The 16,225-nt window shown below is 61.4% G+C and carries 16 protein-coding genes; 6 read left to right on the forward strand and 10 right to left on the reverse strand.

Translation table 11 applies throughout. The features are described 5' to 3' along the window. Positions 1–40: 40 nt before the first annotated feature. From gap to H5P28_RS08000, 3 genes are all read right to left on the reverse strand, one after another. The gene (gene gap / locus H5P28_RS07990; RefSeq protein ID WP_185675183.1) at positions 41–1,066 is read right to left on the reverse strand and encodes a type I glyceraldehyde-3-phosphate dehydrogenase; all 1,026 of its coding nucleotides are present in this window, start codon (positions 1,064–1,066) and stop codon (positions 41–43) included. A gap of 290 nt (positions 1,067–1,356) precedes the next feature. Next, a complete protein-coding gene (locus tag H5P28_RS07995; protein WP_185675184.1) occupies positions 1,357–1,965 on the reverse strand; it encodes an SLATT domain-containing protein in 609 nt (202 codons plus the stop codon). A gap of 55 nt (positions 1,966–2,020) precedes the next feature. Then, the gene (locus tag H5P28_RS08000) at positions 2,021–4,396 is read right to left on the reverse strand and encodes an alpha-amylase family glycosyl hydrolase (RefSeq protein WP_185675185.1); all 2,376 of its coding nucleotides are present in this window, start codon (positions 4,394–4,396) and stop codon (positions 2,021–2,023) included. Positions 4,397–4,760: 364 nt separating this feature from the next. Here H5P28_RS08000 and mnmA point away from each other — a divergent pair, with 364 nt between their 5' ends. The 3 genes from mnmA (at position 4,761) to H5P28_RS08015 (ending at position 7,259) form a co-directional block, all read left to right on the forward strand. Next, a complete protein-coding gene (gene mnmA / locus H5P28_RS08005; protein WP_185675186.1) occupies positions 4,761–5,840 on the forward strand; it encodes a tRNA 2-thiouridine(34) synthase MnmA in 1,080 nt (359 codons plus the stop codon). A gap of 138 nt (positions 5,841–5,978) precedes the next feature. Further along, complete coding sequence (locus H5P28_RS08010; protein ID WP_185675187.1) at positions 5,979–6,674, forward strand: hypothetical protein; 696 nt, start codon at positions 5,979–5,981, stop codon at positions 6,672–6,674. Between the two features lie 111 nt (positions 6,675–6,785). Then, complete coding sequence (locus H5P28_RS08015) at positions 6,786–7,259, forward strand: hypothetical protein (protein WP_185675188.1); 474 nt, start codon at positions 6,786–6,788, stop codon at positions 7,257–7,259. Between the two features lie 36 nt (positions 7,260–7,295). On the opposite strand, the gene arsB is transcribed toward H5P28_RS08015, so the two are convergent. The 5 genes from arsB to H5P28_RS08040 form a co-directional block, all read right to left on the reverse strand. Further along, positions 7,296–8,366 carry an ACR3 family arsenite efflux transporter gene (gene arsB, locus H5P28_RS08020; RefSeq protein WP_185675189.1) on the reverse strand — a complete coding sequence of 357 codons (1,071 nt, stop codon included), beginning with the start codon at positions 8,364–8,366 and terminating at the stop codon, positions 7,296–7,298. A gap of 20 nt (positions 8,367–8,386) precedes the next feature. Next, complete coding sequence (locus H5P28_RS08025; RefSeq protein WP_185675190.1) at positions 8,387–8,830, reverse strand: arsenate reductase ArsC; 444 nt, start codon at positions 8,828–8,830, stop codon at positions 8,387–8,389. Positions 8,831–9,098: 268 nt separating this feature from the next. Beyond that, positions 9,099–9,923 carry a cell envelope integrity protein TolA gene (gene tolA, locus H5P28_RS08030; RefSeq protein ID WP_185675191.1) on the reverse strand — a complete coding sequence of 275 codons (825 nt, stop codon included), beginning with the start codon at positions 9,921–9,923 and terminating at the stop codon, positions 9,099–9,101. After that, entirely contained in the window at positions 9,920–10,306 is a 387-nt protein-coding gene (locus H5P28_RS08035) for an ExbD/TolR family protein (protein WP_185675192.1), read from the reverse strand. Before H5P28_RS08035 ends, tolA begins: the two co-directional genes overlap by 4 nt. A 91-nt stretch (positions 10,307–10,397) precedes the next feature. Beyond that, positions 10,398–11,171 carry a MotA/TolQ/ExbB proton channel family protein gene (locus tag H5P28_RS08040; RefSeq protein WP_185675193.1) on the reverse strand — a complete coding sequence of 258 codons (774 nt, stop codon included), beginning with the start codon at positions 11,169–11,171 and terminating at the stop codon, positions 10,398–10,400. A gap of 302 nt (positions 11,172–11,473) precedes the next feature. Here H5P28_RS08040 and H5P28_RS08045 point away from each other — a divergent pair, with 302 nt between their 5' ends. Genes H5P28_RS08045 through H5P28_RS08055 form a run of 3 tightly spaced genes read left to right on the forward strand, consistent with a single transcriptional unit; the run spans position 11,474 to position 14,159 of the window. Then, entirely contained in the window at positions 11,474–12,595 is a 1,122-nt protein-coding gene (locus H5P28_RS08045) for a PfkB family carbohydrate kinase (protein ID WP_185675194.1), read from the forward strand. A 2-nt stretch (positions 12,596–12,597) separates the two neighbouring features. Continuing rightward, a complete protein-coding gene (gene tmk, locus H5P28_RS08050; RefSeq protein ID WP_185675195.1) occupies positions 12,598–13,233 on the forward strand; it encodes a dTMP kinase in 636 nt (211 codons plus the stop codon). Next, positions 13,230–14,159, forward strand: coding sequence for a DNA polymerase III subunit gamma/tau (locus H5P28_RS08055; protein WP_185675196.1), 930 nt, complete (start codon positions 13,230–13,232; stop codon positions 14,157–14,159). The genes tmk and H5P28_RS08055 overlap by 4 nt, the downstream gene beginning before the upstream one ends. A gap of 244 nt (positions 14,160–14,403) precedes the next feature. Here the strand turns inward: H5P28_RS08055 and H5P28_RS08060 are convergent, their stop codons facing one another. After that, positions 14,404–14,775, reverse strand: coding sequence for a hypothetical protein (locus H5P28_RS08060; RefSeq protein ID WP_185675197.1), 372 nt, complete (start codon positions 14,773–14,775; stop codon positions 14,404–14,406). Positions 14,776–14,974: 199 nt separating this feature from the next. Further along, positions 14,975–16,123 (reverse strand): dual-specificity RNA methyltransferase RlmN, encoded by a 1,149-nt coding sequence (rlmN, locus tag H5P28_RS08065; protein WP_185675198.1) that lies wholly within the window; start codon positions 16,121–16,123, stop codon positions 14,975–14,977. Positions 16,124–16,225: the final 102 nt, after the last annotated feature.

The following is a 16,225-nucleotide window of genomic DNA, read 5'->3' on the forward strand; positions in this document are numbered from 1 at the left end:
TATGTGGGCGGCCCGCCGGAAAATCCGTTAGCGGATTGGCTTAGAGGAACTTGCTGACCTTTTGCAGCAGTTCGACGCAACGGTTGGAGTAACCCCATTCGTTGTCGTACCAGGAAACCAGCTTCACGAAGTTATCGTTGAGCGAGATACCGCTGGTGGCGTCGAAGATCGAGCTCAAGCCGCAGTGGATGAAGTCGCTGCTGACCACTTCGTCTTCGGTGTAGCCGAGGATGCCCTTGAGGGAGCCTTCGGAGGCTTCCTTCATCTTGGCGCAGATGGCTTCGTAGGAAGCGGGCTTTTCGAGGCGGACGGTGAGGTCAACCACCGAAACGGTCGGGGTCGGCACGCGGAAGGACATCCCGGTCAGCTTGCCCTTGACCTCGGGGAGGACGAGGCCGACAGCCTTGGCGGCGCCGGTGCTGGAGGGGATGATGTTGATCGCGGCGCTGCGGCCACCCTTCCAGTCCTTGCGGCTGGGACCGTCCACGGTCTTCTGGGTCGCGGTGTAGCTGTGGACCGTGGTCATGAGGCCTTCGACGATGCCGTAGTTATCGAGGATAACCTTGGTGATCGGGGCCAGACAGTTGGTCGTGCAGGAGGCGTTGGAGATGATGTTGTCCTCGGCGGTCAGGGTGTCGCAGTTGACACCCAGCACGACGGTCTTCACGCCGTCACCCTTGCCGGGGGCGGAGATGATGACCTTCTTGGCGCCGGCGTCGAGGTGGCCCTGGGCCTTCTTGTCCTCGACGAACAAACCGGTGGATTCGATCACGACGTCCACGCCGAGTTCCTTCCACGGCAGGGCGGCGGGGCCTTCCTTGACCGAGAGGGACTTGATCGTGTGGCCGTTGACGATGAGCGTGTCTTCGTCCGGAGCTTCCACAGTGCCGTTGAAGCGGCCCTGAATCGAGTCGTACTTGAGGAGGTACGCGAGGTTGTCGGCGGGCACGAGGTCGTTAATCGCGACGACTTCGATTTCGCTGCCGAGCAGACCCTTGTCCACCAGCGCTCTGAACACCAGCCGTCCGATGCGGCCGAATCCGTTGATACCTACTTTGATTGCCATAATTAAACCGTTTAGTATATGTGTGTGTTCGTAGCCGGGGCGCTGTTGGCCCCTTTCCGAAAAGCAGACAGACCATTAAGCGCCCAGTTCCATGCAAGGCAAGCGTTAAGCCGGAGTTTTCGCAATCCTGAAATAAATAAAGCTAATGCTAATCCGGTTCCCCCGCCCCGCTTATAAAGCGCATAACCATCAAGGTTACAGGCCCGAAACACTCCCCATTATATCATCAGGGGAAGCCCCGCCCGCGTCAAGCGTTTCTGATGGGTAGAAACGTTCAATCCGAACGCTACTCAAACAAAAATAAGACCGAAAGCACCGAACATTAGAAAAAGAAGTAATCCATATAGCCAGAAATGCATACTGTAGCGGAATCGAATCCAAAAACGACGGCCCTTTGACAACTTATACGCATCGGTCATCCACACCATAGCCATTTCAAAATCAATCGTCATATGGTTTTCATGTGCGCCAAGGATCGAATCATAATCCTTAATCACCCTGAGATATGATTTACCGTGCGTGTCATTTGGTTGCGAATAATAATGTAAAACCCTATAACATAAACGATTGATATCGAGAGCACATCTATGCATACGCTCAGCCCTTCCACTATAGTCATTTGCACTCATTTGAAGTGAGACAATTAGTACAAACAAGGCCAATACAATCTGCACAAACTGCTGCTGCTCAAAGGTCATACTTGCGGTGATTCCAATAAGGGGCATTATCGACAAAGCAATTAGGCCCGCTGAGTAGATCGATAAGCTCCATGTTGAGAACCGGTGATGGTACATCAAGCGATTCGATGCATTAAACCGCGATGTGGCAGTTTTCTTCATCTTTCGATGAAGAACCATTAATGGTGAAATACTAAAATCATCCCGCGACGCATCTTCCATCAAGGAATACTACAAAAGGCACAAAAAAATCCAATAAAACAATTTCCGCCCCACCCTACTTTTTAATCCACAAGGCGCAACTGAGCGGCGGGAGATGCAGACAACCGTCTTCCCAGCGAACGAGGCCGCTGCGGAGGCCTTTTTCCTCGAAGCGTTCGTGGTCGGCGAGTTGGGAAAACTGCTTCGGGTCCAGGCCCGGCACCGGCAGCGGATGCCCGTCGAAGTGCGGGTTGGCCACGAAGAGGATTTGCTCCGAGCCATTGGTGTGGTCGGCGTTGTAGAGGACGCCGATGGCCGAGGTATCGCCGTCCTCGAAGAATTTTAAATAGCCCGCGCTCTGACGGCCGTTGAGCCGGAACAGCCGCCCGGCGTGCGAGCGGCGGAAGGCGATCCAGCGGCGGAAATAATCGGCGGTCGAGGGGTACTGGCGCTGGCGCGAGTAGTCGAGCGCGTTGAGGTCGCCGCGCTGGTAGGAGTTATTCACCCCCTGCTTCGAGCGCAGGAGGTCCTGCCCCTGCGCCAGCATGGGAATGCCCAGCGAGACCATCAACAGGGCGCACATCAGGTGCGTGCGGCGGCGGTCGTTAGCGGTAGGCCAGGTGCCGTTGTGGTCGGCGTTTTCGGTGATTTTGTCCAGCCAGCAAAGGTCGTCGTGCGAGGCGGCGTAGTTGACCGTCTGCGCCGGGAACATGGCAAAGTAGTGCGGCGAGCCGGACACGAAATAGCGGAACTGGTCACGGTTGGCCTCGCCCCGCACGTAGCGCCCCACGAAATCGCGGTAGCCATCGTTCCAGGAGGAGTAACCGGTGTGGCGCAGGGCCTGCGCGATGTGCCCGCGAAAGCTCCACGGCTCGGCGATGAGGATGATGGAGGGCTTGACCGCCTTGAGCGCCTTTTCCACGTCGCGCAGGACATCGACCCCGATCAGCTCGGCCAGGTCGAAGCGGAAGCCGTCCACATCGTAGGTTTTCACGAAATGCACGAGGCTGTCGATAATCAGCCGGCGGCCCATCGGCGTGTGCGCGCTGAAGTCGTTGCCGCAGCCGCTCCAGTTCATGAGGTTGCCCTTGTGGTCGGTCTCGAAGTAATAGAGCTTGTCGATAAAGAGCAGGTGCGCGGGCTCGCCGACGTGGTTGTAAACCACGTCGAGGATGACGGCCATCCCCTGCTCGTGAAAGGCGTCCACCATGTCCTTAAACTCGTGGATCTGCGAAGCCTTCTCCGGCTCGGTCCCGTAGGAGCTTTCCGGGGAGAAGTAGTTGCAGGTCATGTAGCCCCAGTGGTACTGGTCGCGGCTGCGGGCGTCGTTCTCCTGCACGGGCTGGAGTTCAACCGCGTTGATGCCGGTCTCCTTCAGGTAGCACTGGCCGGAGCGCAGCCACTTGGTCAGCCCGGCGAAGCCCTCCCGCTCGGTCGGGGCCAGGTCGATCTCGGCCTTGGCCAACAGGTCGCGCACGTGCGTCTCCATGATGACCAGGTCATGCCAGGCCGGGGGCGTGAACCTCCGGTGCGGGCGCGGAAGCTTTTCCGGGTCGTAGATGATGCCCGGCCCCACGTGGCTGACCGCGGCCAGCGCGTAAGGGTCGAGTATCTTGAAGTCCGGGTCGAAATGGCTGAAATTGCTGTCGCGCTGCCCGTCCACGCTGTAGTGGTAATACCAGCCGTGCAGGTTGCCGGGGTGGACGCGCTCCCAAATGTTGTCGTTGACGCGGACGAGGTCGTGGCTCTGCGCGTCGGAGGCGTCGAGATTTTTATAAACGACCACCGTGACCCGTGTCGCCCGCGGCGCGAAAATGCGGAAAATGGTCTTCCCGGCGGCCATGAGAACCCCGAGTTGCGCATCCGTCCCGAGGGCCAACAGGAGGTGGCCGTAGTCAACGGGGCACTCCTGACGGGTGTTTTTGTCCTTCCAGAGCAGCTTCTCGTGGCCGAGGATGTGGTGCTGCTGCGGAGGCTCGAAGTAGAAAACGTGCTGGCCGGTGCGCTTGGGATCGAGAAGAAAGGGGTGTGTACCGTCGCCATTGACCTCACGGTTGGGGGCGTCGAGCGGGGTCATCTGCCACTCGTTGTCACCCGTCACGAACTTGAACCGCACGGCTTCGCCGGGGCAGACTTTGCTGAGGGGGACGCTCAGCGTGAAGCACAGGCGACCCTGATAACGGTCACGCTGCATCTGCCAGGTCTTTTTGCCGATGGCCTTCTCCCAACCGTTGAACTCGCCCGCGACGTAAAAGCTTTTCTCCTGCCAGTCGAGGTTCGGAAAATGCTCGGGCCAGAGAAAAAAGACGACTCTCTTGCCCTCGGTGTAATAGCCGGAAAGCTTGGCGTACTCCTGCGGCGCGGCCCGTTCGATTTTCTTGAGCGACTGCCTGCCGGGATTGAGAAACAGCGGCGGCATCTCCGTGCCGGTCCAGTCTTCATTTAAAAACACAATTCCGCGCTGATGGTTCTCCCACCGGGCTTCAAAAAATACGTCCGCGCACATAAGATCGGCTCAAGCTAGCCATTAGGGGCCCCCTTGACACGCAAAAACTGGGAAGAGAGTGGGAATAGTTGAGATGTGGAAGGGGTAAATGGTCAAATGGCTGAATGGCTAAATGGTTGATTGTTGAGACGAGATGCGTTCGCGGGAAGAAATCCGGGCGATAACGGCATTGGCTGGGAGGAAAGGGGGACGTTTGCGCAAAGGGCCGTCTGCCCACTCCATCAACTGAGCCTCAACAATCAACCATTCAGCCATTTGACCATTTAACAATCCATTAGCCATTTCCAAAAAAATATGCCTGTATGCCCCGATGGCGAAAATCCTGGTAGCCCTTTCTGGCGGCGTTGACAGCGCGGTGGCCGCGCTCCTGCTCAAGCAGCAGGGGCACGACGTGTCTGCCGCCTACATGCGCACCTGGATGAACGAGGAAGGCAGCGCCATCCTGGCCGATTGCCCCTGGGAGGAGGACATCCGCCAGGCCAAGGCCGTCGCCGCGCACCTGGATATCCCCTTTGAGGTTATCAACCTGATCGAGGACTACCGCCAGCACGTGGTCGATTATCTGATACGCGGCTACAGGAGCGGCGTCACCCCGAACCCCGACATGATGTGCAACCGCGAAATGAAGTTCGGTGTCTTCGCCCGCTACGCCCGCGAGCACGGTTTCGAGTCGGTGGCGACGGGGCACTACTGCCGCCTGCGCGAAGCCCCCGACGGCACCCGCCAGATCCTGCGCGGGCTGGACCGCAACAAGGACCAGTCGTACTTCCTCGCCCTCGTCCGTCAGGAACAGTTGAAAATGGCCCGCTTCCCCATCGGTGAGCTGGCCAAGCCCCGCGTGCGCGAACTCGCCCGCGAGCACAACCTGCCCAACGCCGCCCGCAAGGACAGCCAGGGCATCTGCTTTCTGGGCAAGGTGGACATCAACGCCTTTCTGGGCGCGTACATCCAGGACCGCCCCGGTCAAATCGTCCGCGCCATCGACGGCACCGTGCTGGGCGAACACGCCGGGCTGCACCACTTCACGCTCGGCCAGCGCAAGGGGCTGGGCATCCCCAGCAACACCGACTTCAAGAACTATGTCGTCGTGGGCAAGGACTTTGAAAAAAACCGCCTGCTGGTCGCCTTTGACGAGCCCGACGCCCCGGGCCTCTACGCGACGGATTTCACCCTGCGCGAACTAAGCTGGACCGGCCACCCCGTCAGTGCGGCGGGCCAGATCGACATCATGCCCCGCTACCGCGACCCCCTCATGCGGGCTGACTTCGAGCCCCTGCCCGACGGCACCGCGCACATCCGCTTCCACGAGCGCCAGCGCGCCCTGGCCCCCGGCCAGATCGCCGCCCTCTACGACGACGAAGCCCTCCTCGGCGGCGGCTTCTACGCCTGAGCGCCACTCTACCGCCCACCCCCGGTTCGCCTCTGGGGTGAAAAACCTGAAAAAACACTAGATTTTACAGCACGGGGCCTCTAGCCTATGGCTCACTTCGGCACCGACGCCGATTCCGTTACCCCGACACTCCGAAGCATGACCCTGAACGAGTTACAGCGCTGGATTCTCAACAACAGCCAGGAAGACACCTGGTGGGTCGCCATCGACGGCGATGTGCTTGACAACCTGATGGCGCTCCCGGACGTGGGCAAGGTCAAGGACCAGAACCCGGACCGCGAAATCTCTGTCCTGCACGCCAGCAAGGCCGAGGACGAAGACGCCGAGTGGATCATTTTCGAGAAAGAGGTCGCGCAGAAGTTTCGGGTCATCTCAGAGAAGAAAATCGCCAGCGGCTTCCAGGTTTCTTCCAGCGCTCCCGTCAAGGAGGCCCCCGAGCCCGCCAAAGCCGAGCCGGAGCCCCAACCTGTCGAAGCCGAACCAGCCACCGCCTCCCCCACCCCGGCAGCCTCCGCGCGCCCCGACAGTGAGCAGTTCACCCTCTACAAGGCCGAACTGGACGCGCTCAAGCTCGCCGTGGCCAAGCTGAGCGAGGAGGTTGCCTCCCTGAAAAACCTGGCCAAAGAGGTCAAGGCCCCGCTGGCCGAGGCCAAGGCCATCCTCGAAGAGCGCGAGCAGTTTCTGGAAATGAGCGAAAACTCGCTCTTTGAAAAAGCCCAGACGCAGGAAGTGATGCAGAACGAGCTGGAGCAACTGCGCGAGGAGCTTCAGGACAAGGAGCGCAACCTCAAGGCCCGCGAACAGGCCCTGGCCGAAAAAGAAACCGCCTCCTGAGCGGGTTTCGCTTTTCTTCACTGGTGCGGCCATCATCCGCGACGCACATCCCCCTCCACACGATAGTTTTTACCCCTCATGTGATAATTCGTCATAGCCAGCCTCATCGCCATGAAAAACAACCTCCTCCCGTTCATCCTTGCCCTGCTCTCCTTCTTCGTCGCTTCCCACCTCTCCGCCGCTGATGGCCTCAGCGTAACCGGTAAAAGCATCGGAACGGACGGCAACGGCACCCTGAATCCCGAACGCTGGACACTCGACGCCGACAAGGGAACGGTCACCGCTTTGCACGAACTCCCCTTTACCTGGAGCCCCGGCAACGGCGACGAGACAGAGCTGGTCGTGGGCCTCAGCGTTACCTACGAGAAACGCGACGGGCAGCTTTACCTCGAAGTCACCCACACGGAATTTCAAGGCTTCATCGAGATCGCGCCGAAAAAGTTCACCCCGCTCATTAATGCGGCTCAAGCCAAGCTCGTCCTGCCCACCCCCGACGGTGAACCAGTCACGGTCAAGCTCGACGGCCAGGAGGAAATTGTCTTCCGCTGGAGCGAAAACGCCGATCCGCGACGAGTCGATTGGTAAGGCCGGGAGGCTTTAGCCAGTCAGTCGGAGCGATGCTCAAACACGGAAGTGGCGTCGGCGGAACCAGAACGCGAGGTTGACCAGCGCGATCATGACCGGGACTTCGACCAGCGGGCCGATGACAGCGGCGAAGGCCACCCCGGAGCCTATCCCGAAGACCGCGACCGCCACCGCGATGGCCAGTTCGAAGTTGTTGCTCGCGGCGGTAAAGCTCAGGGTGACGCTCTGCCGGTAATCCGCCCCCACCCACTTGCCCATGAGGAAGCTGACCACGAACATGACGCCAAAGTAAATGGTCAACGGCACGGCGATCAGGAGCACGTCAAAGGGCAACGCCAGAATTTGATCCCCCTTGAAGCTGAACATCAGGACGATGGTGAACAGCAAAGCAATCAGGGTGATCGGGCTGATCCGTGGGATAAAACGCTCCTCGTACCAGACGCGCCCCTTGAGCTTTACGCCGATGAAGCGCGTCAGCATGCCGCCGAAAAACGGAATCCCCAGGTAGATGAGCACGCTTTGGGCGACTTCGCCCATGCTGATCGCCACCACGCTGCCCTCCAGCCCGAAAATACCTGGCAGCCAGGTGATGAAAACCCAGGCGTAGAGGCTGAAAAAGACGACCTGGAAAACGCTGTTGAAGGCGACCAGCCCGGCGGCGTATTCGCTGTCTCCCTCGGCCAGTTCGTTCCAGACGATGACCATGGCAATACACCGGGCCAGCCCGATCAGGATCACGCCCGTCATGTACTCGGGGTGATTGGGCAGAAACACAATCGCCAGCACGAACATCAGCACCGGGCCGATGAGCCAGTTCTGCACCAGCGAAAGCGCCAGCACCTTGACGTTGCGGAACACCCGGTGCATTTCCTCGTAGCGGACCTTGGCCAGTGGCGGGTACATCATCAGGATCAGGCCCACCGCGATGGGGATGTTGGTCGTGCCGACCTGGAAGCGGTTCAGGAAATCGTCCGCCCCGCTCCAGAGTGCGCCGATGGCCACCCCGGCCGTCATGGCCAGGAAAATCCACAGGGTCAGAAAACGGTCAAGGAAGCCCAGCTTTTTCTTGCAGGGCGGGCAGACGGGAAGCGTTTGAGTGTTGTCCATGATAGCAAGTGTTGCGGGGATCAGCGTGAAGTCGCCAGCGCCTGCCGGTAACCGCTGGCGTAGGCGGAAAAAACGTTGCGAATCTCGTCGCGGATACGGCGGAAGGCATCCAGTTCGCTCTCACCTGGGCGAACGGCCTTGGGCGGGTCTTCAAAGCCCCAGTGGTAGCGCGTGACCTGGCCGGGAAACAGAGGGCAGTCCTGGTCGGCGTTTGCGCATACCGTGATAACGGTGTCGATCCCGGCTTCCATAAATAGCGCGAGGGGTTTGGAGGTGTGCGCGGAAATATCGATCCCGATCTCCCCGAGCGCCTCGATGGCAAGCGGATGGACGTACCCGGCAGGTTTCGAGCCCGCACTGAAGACCTCGAACAAGTCCCCGGCGATATGCCGGAGAATACCCTCGGCCATATGACTGCGGCAGGAATTACCCGTACACAGGATCAGAACTTTCGGCTTACTCATGACCATGAACGCAAAGATGACGCCAACGAACATGCGAAATCAAGCATATTCCATTAAAAGAATATAAAAATCAAAAACCATCACCCGCTACATCGGGTAAAGCTACCCCTCAAAACCAAAACCACGGAGACTCTCTCCCTTTGCGTCTTTGCGCCTTTGCGGTTAATCAAATAAAATCCATCCCCTCGTCATCCAACGCCGACGACCGCTTAACCGTAACCATTGCCTCTCCAACCCCCAAAAGCCCGCGGCCAACCCTTCGCCGCGTTCAGCGGTCGATCATGCGGAAGGTGTACTTGATCGTCTCGGCCCGGCCCGTGGGAGAGCCGCCGATATTGCGGGCGTTTTTGACGGCGGCCAGGATCGAGTTGTCAAACGCCCGGTCGCCGCTGGGCGTGACCAGCACGACGGGTCGGAGGGTGCCATTGGGCTGCACCGTGACCTGCACCACGGCAAAGGTGTCCCTCCCCGTTGCAGCCTCGGGCTTGTTCCAGGCCAGTTCGATCTGGCGGCGCAGTTGGGCGATAAAATTCTGGAGGGCCTGTTGTTCGGCCGCGCTGGATTGCCGCGACGAGGTACTGGGGCCGGTAACAACCACGTCGGAGACGTTGATCTTCGGGGCCGGGGTCGGAGCCGTGTTGCGCTTGGGCGGCGTGGGCGTGGGCTGGCCGTGCTGCTTGCGAAAGTCATCAATCGACATCGGCTTGGCCTTCGGCTGCTCCTTGGGCTTGGGAGCCGGTTCCTGCTTCGGCGTCGGAGTCGGCGTCGGAGTCGGTGTCGGCGCGGGCGGAGGCGGCGCGGGCTCGGGTTCCGGCTCAGGGATGTTGATATCGGGAATTGTCACCGGCTCGGAGGGCGCGATCTGCGGCGCGTCGATGGAGGGGATTTCGGGCGCGGGGTCAGGCTCCGGGGTGGGCGGCGTTTCCTGCACCTGAGAGGGTTGCTCGGACGGCACCTCGACCAGTTCAAAGATGACCGGCTCAGGCTCGCGGTGCAGACGGTTCCAGGCGATCATGAGCAGCACCGCGCCGAAAAAGAGCACGTGAACCGTGACCGATCCCCAGAAGCCGCGTGTGGTGTTGCCCTTTCTCATTTCACCTGCGTGTCCAGATTGAGGCGGGAAAGTTTGTGCTCCTTGATCAGGTTGACCACGTCAATCACCTTCTGGTAGCGGATGGTGCGGTCAGCGCGGAGGCTGATCACGGGCGGGTTCGGTTCGGCGGCAAGGCTGGCCAGCAAGTCGTTGAGCTTGGGCATGCTGACCGGGTCCTGCCCCCAGAAGACCTGTCCGGCGCCGTCGATGGAAATCACCTGGAACTGCACGTCCTCGCGTGAAACCTGGGGCCGCTGCGACTCCACCGGCAACTCCAGCGGGATGGTCTGCTCCAGCAGTGGCGTGGTTATCATGAAGATAATCAGCAACGAAAAGGCCAGGTCGATGAGCGGAGTCACGTTGATCTCCGAGACCGCCGTCATGCTTTTCCTGCGCCTGAAAGTCCGTGCCATCTTGTCTGTTTCTGTGAAGCGTTACCGCGTTTAAATTATTCGTTGGTGTCCGCGCGGGGGCTTAGAATCCGCTGCCAGGCCGGGGCGACGAAGGCCGTTCGTCCTCGTCGGAGGCGGCGTCCTGTTCGAGAGCGACCTCGACCTCAAGTTCGATCCGGTCGGCCAGCGAACTGGCGAAGTTTTCCAGCTCCGTGATAAGGAGCTTGCACTGGGTGAGGAGGAAGTTGTACCCGAAGACCGAGGGGATGGCCACGAGCAACCCGGCCACCGTGGTCAGCAGCGCGCCGGAGACACCGGGAGCGAGGTTTTGCAGGGTGGCGCTGGCTTGCAGGGCCATCGAGCCAAAGGCATCCATCACGCCCCAGACCGTCCCGAGCAGCCCGAGAAACGGCGCCCCCGTCACAATCGACCCCAGCAGGATCATTTTCGATTCGTACTTGATCGTCTGCTGGGCGACGCCGCGCTGAAGCGCGTTCTCCACGTGGCCCATCCGCACGCGCAGGCTGCGCTCGCTGCCAGCCCCCTCGTAGCGGTGAAAGGCGTCCACCGCGCTCTCCACCAGCACGGCGTAGGGGCCGAGGGCTTCGGACTTGCGCCCGAGGTTGAGCTTGAGCAGGCCCTTGCTCTGCGCCAGCCGCGATTCGAAGCTCAGGTTGAGCGAGCGCAGGCGCGAAAGGTCGAGGTACTTGCCGATCATGACCGTCCACGCGATCAGGCTGAAGACCACCAACGCGATCACGATGGCCTTGCCCGCGACGTTGGACTCGCCGAAATAGGTAAAAATGGTGGGCTCCTCGACTTGCGCCAGCAGGAGCCATGCGGTGGGTAAATTCATGGCTGGAGAGAATCAGGGGCCGCCGATCGACCCGCTCACATAAGGGAAAAGCGAAAATGCCGAAGGTTTCAAGCAATCCCTCGTTTACGGCAAATTAATCTCCCCCATCCCCACCAAAATCCCTAACAGGGATATAATCGCTTACGTATTGCGTGAAGGTTCCGCCACTTTCTATAAATCCAAGGCTCGGACCCCGTCCGCCTCCGGTCATGCCCTGCCCGACCGTGCTAAAGATTTAGCCGGGCCGGTGCGAAGTGCTTGCTTTTGCCGGGCCGGTGTCGCAATTTGCCTGCGCACAGACTATGGATTACCTCGAAAAAACCTTGAAAGAACTGGCCGACAAGGCCGCTTCCGCTTCCTCACGCCATGCCGTTGTCGGCTTCGACGGTTTCGTGGACAAGATCGTCCACCCGGTGGACCAGCGCTTCGGCCCCGGTGACGATTACCAGGCCATCGAGACCATCGCCGAATTCGGCAGCCGCATCTCGGCCGCCGCCGGCAAGAGCGCCAACATCGAGATGTACCAGGAAATGGAAAAGCTCGGCGGCAACGGCCCGATCATGGCCAACGCCGTGCTCAGCGCCGGATTCCAGACCCGCTACATCGGCGCGCTGGGCAAGCTGGCCATTCACCCGGTTTTCGAGGAGTTCGCGAAAAAGACCGAAGCGGTCTCAATCACTGATCCGGGCATCACTACCGCCGCCGAGTTCAAGGACGGCAAGATCATGCTCGGCAACATGGCCGCGCTCGACGAAGTCACCTACCCGAACATGGTCGCCGCCATGGGCGAAGGCCCGCTGTTGGACATGTTCTCCCGCGCCGACCTCATCGCCATGGTCAACTGGACCATGCTGCCCTACCTGACCAACGCCTTTAACGACCTGCTCGAAAAGGTCTTCCCGAACCTCGGGCCGCACGAGAACCGCCGCTTCTTCTTCGACCTGGCCGACCCGGCCAAGCGCTCCGAAGGCGACATTCGCACCGTCATCAAGATCATCAGCCGCTATCAGGCCCACGGGGCTGTCACCCTCGGACTCAATCTGAGCGAGGCGCAGCAGATTTTCAAGGTCCTCAGCCACTCCAAGGTCGGCACCGACGAGCGCGACCTCAAGCTCATGGCCCAGACCATCCGCCAGGAGCTGGACATTTCCTGCGTCGTCGTCCACCCGACCCGCTGCGCGGCCTGCGCCACCCGCGACGGCCTCTACTTCGTCGAAGGCCCGTACTGCGAGCACCCGAAGATCACCACCGGCGCGGGCGACCACTTCAACGCCGGGTTCTGCGTCAGCCAGGTGCTCGGCCTCTCGCCCGAAGCCTGCCTGACCGTCGCGGTCAGCTTCTCGGGCTCCTATGTGCGCACCGCCAAGAGCCCCAGCCTGAGCGACGTTGCCAACTTCATCCACGGCTGGGCCAGTCACGAATAATCGTGAGCGGACGCTTCATCACCTTCGAGGGCACGGAGGGCTGCGGTAAATCCACCCAGCTCTCCCTGCTCGCGGGGCGGCTCCGTGCCGGGGGCGCGGAGGTGCTCGAAACCCGCGAGCCCGGCGGCACCCCGCTGGGGGAAGACATCCGCCACCTGCTCATCCACGCCGCTTCCGGCCAGGGTATGTGCCCGCAGGCCGAAGTCCTGCTCTTCGCCGCCAGCCGCGCCCAGCATGTGCGCGAGGTCATCCGGCCCGCCCTCGCGGAGGGCAAGACCGTCCTGTGCGACCGTTTCCTGGACTCGACCACCGTCTATCAGGGCGCGGCCCGCCAGCTCCCGTCCAAAGAGGTCAACGCGCTCAACGCCTTTGCCGTGGACGGCTGTCTGCCGGACCTGACCCTCGTGCTGGACATCCCCGCCGAGGTCGGCCTCCAGCGCGCCCGCCAACGCGCCTCCGACGCCCCCGACCGCATGGAGCAGGAGGAGCTTGCCTTCTACCAGGCCGTGCGGCAGGGTTTTCTGGACTTGGCCCGCGCCGAGCCGGAGCGCTTCGCTGTCATCGACGGCACCTCCAGCGTTGAGGCCGTGACCACCGCCATCCAATCCGTAATCGCCGAAAGATTCCCCGAAAAATGAGCATCCTCGCCGACCTCCCGCCCGAACTGGCCGAAAGCCGCCCGGCCGGAGTCCTGCGCCAGTCGCTCGAACGCGGACGCCTCCCCCACGCCATCCTCCTGCAAGGCGCTTCGCTGGAGGGCCTGGAGGCGATTTGCCTGGCCTTCGCCGGGGAGCTTCTCCAGAGCGAACACCCGCAGCGGCACCCGGACTTTTTCAGCATTCGCCCGGCCAACAAGATGCGCCAGATCAACGCCGAAGGCACCCGCGCCCTGATCCGCGACATCCAGCACTCCTCCAATCAGGGCGGGCGCAAGGTGGCCGCCGTTTACGAGGCCGACCGGATGAACACCGCCGCCGCCAACGCCTTTCTCAAGACGCTGGAGGAGCCGCCCGCCGACACCACGATTTTCCTCCTCTCGACCCGCCCCTACGACCTGCTGCCAACCATCCGCAGCCGCTGCGTCTCCCTGCGCCTGCCGCTGGAGCTAGACCGCGTGAGCGCCCCCGACTGGCAGCAATGGCTGGCCGACTACACCGAGTGGCTGGATATGGTCAGTTCGGGCCACGCGGCCCGGGGCGGAGCCGCCGAGTGCCTGATCGCCGCCTACGGGCTGGTCACGCGCTTCAGTGGGATCTTGCAGCAAATGTCCACCGAAGCGTGGAAGCAATACCGGGAAACCCTCCCCGACGGCCTGACCGACGAGCAGGTGACCGCGCTGGAAACCGGCTACCTCAAGGGCCTGCGGGGCCGCCTGCTGGCCGAAATCGAGACCCAGACCCGGCACTTTGCCCTGAAGAAGCCTTCAGAAATCCCTTCGGTCAAGCTCGCCCAAAGCGTCGCCGCCCTGGAAAAAGCCGCCGGACTGCTCGAACTCAACTTCAACGAATCCGCCGCCATCGAAGCGTTTCTGCTCCAGTCCCTGCGCCTCTGGGCCAGAGCCTAGTGTGGCGTTAGCTTAGTATCTTGCACTAATTTTTGGGGGCTGTGCGCCCCCAAACCCCGCAGCAGGCATAGCCTGCACTTTCGATGCTACGCATCGCGTCAGGGATTACGGCTTTCAGTTTCACTGAAAGCCGTAATCCCTGAGAGGCATCCAAACTGAGTTGCACCCCCCAATTTATGCCAGGAACTTGGCTAACACCACACGAGGGTCTATTTAAAAATTCCTTTTCGCGGCGGCATCGGTTTCACCGGTACCGGAACCAATCCCGTACAATCATCAGCACCGTCCGCAGCGCGAACCACAACCCCGGCATGAGCAGCAGGATGGTGAGCGGATTCGGCAAACGGGCCAGGCTCCGCCAGCGGGCATCATTAAAGACGATCAGCAGAAACACCCCGATGAGCGCGGTCACAGCCCCGCAGAATCCGTAAAGCATAATCGGGGCGTTGAGGACAAAGCCCGGCCCGCCCTCGAAACGCTCCGGCGGCAGTGTGACAAGCACGCGGTAAGCGGTATAAGTCACCACGCACGCCCCGAACGACACCCCCGCCACCGCCAGACACACACAGCGCAGCAGAAAAGCGGAGAAATCATCAATCGGGGGCGGCCTTCTCACAGCAAGAGTTTGCGCAGATAAGCCGCCCCGCGCAAGCCCATCCGGCCGCTCCGGGCAAATCGGCGTTCCATTCAGCCAATATCAAAACGCGATCCGTCTTTCGGGACAGGAGCCTTTCTCGACTCCCTCAGGGCGATTGCGGGTCCAATCGCCCCACCCTTTACCTGCCTACGCTGGCTACCCGCCGGCGAACCGTTTGTCACGCGCCCGCGGGGGCGCTTCGGCGGGCCGGGACCGGTTCAATGGTGCCTTCGGCGCGTTCGGTCTGGAGCCGGAGCTGGCCGCAGGCCGCGTTGATGTCGTGGCCCTTCTCACGCCGGATCGTGACCGAGACCCGCGCCTGCCGCAAAACGTCCGCGAAGGCGTCCTGCCGGGGGATTTCGGGGCGCACCCAGGGCAGGCCCTCCACCTTATTGTAAGGGATGAGATTGACGTGGGCGTGCAGGTCGCGGGCGATCCGGGCCAGCGCCCGCGCCTGCTCCAGCGTGTCGTTGATCTCGCGGATGAGGATAAACTCCAGCGTAATCATGCGCCCGTGCCGCTCGGCAAAAGCCTTGGCGGCGGGCAAGAGCTTTTCCAGCGGGTACTTGCGGTTGACCGGCATGATCTGCTGGCGCACCTCGTCCGTCGCCCCGTGCAGGCTGATGGCCAGCCGCAGCCCGATGGGCTCCTCGGACAAGCGGACGATCTGCGGGGCCAGGCCGCTGGTCGAGACCGTGATGCGCCGCGCCCCGACGTTGAGCCCCCACTCGGCGTTGACGATGCCCAGCGCGCGCAGGAGATTGTCGTAGTTGGCCAGTGGTTCGCCCATGCCCATGACCACGATATTGTCAAAAGAGGCCAGTTCCTCGCTGGCGCGGGGGGTGTCCGGGTCCTCCTGATGGCAGACCTGGATCAACTGATGGACAATCTCCCCGGCCGACAGGTCGCGCTTCCAGCCCGCCAGGCCCGAGGCGCAGAACTTGCAGCCATAGGCGCAGCCGACCTGAGTCGAAATACAGACCGTCTTGCGCGAGCGGTCCTGCCCCACCCCTTCCTGCGGGGCGCGGATGATGACCGTCTCGATGAGCGAATGATCCCGCAGGCGCAGCAGGAACTTGTCCGTCACGTCGGAGGACGTTTTCGCGCCCAGCCGCGAGGTCGGGGCGAAGTCGTAGGTCTCCTCCAGCCAGGTGCGCAGGGGCTTGGACAGGTTGGTCATTTCCTGCGGCCCGGCAGCGCGTTTTTTATACAGCCAATCAAGGATCTGCCGGGCACGGAACGGCTTCTCGCCGCGTTCGGCCAGGGTGGCGGCGAGCGAGTCGAGCGTCTCGCCGTGAATCGGCGGTTTCCCGGTAAATCCCTTCATCCGCCTATCAAGAGCGCATCGCCCGCCGGGGCGCAATAACGAATGAACCCGCCCCCGCGCAAAAGCCGCGCTTAACCCCTGCTGCAAGCCCCCTAATAGCGT

Source organism: Ruficoccus amylovorans, assembly GCF_014230085.1.
Taxonomy (GTDB): domain Bacteria; phylum Verrucomicrobiota; class Verrucomicrobiia; order Opitutales; family Cerasicoccaceae; genus Ruficoccus; species Ruficoccus amylovorans.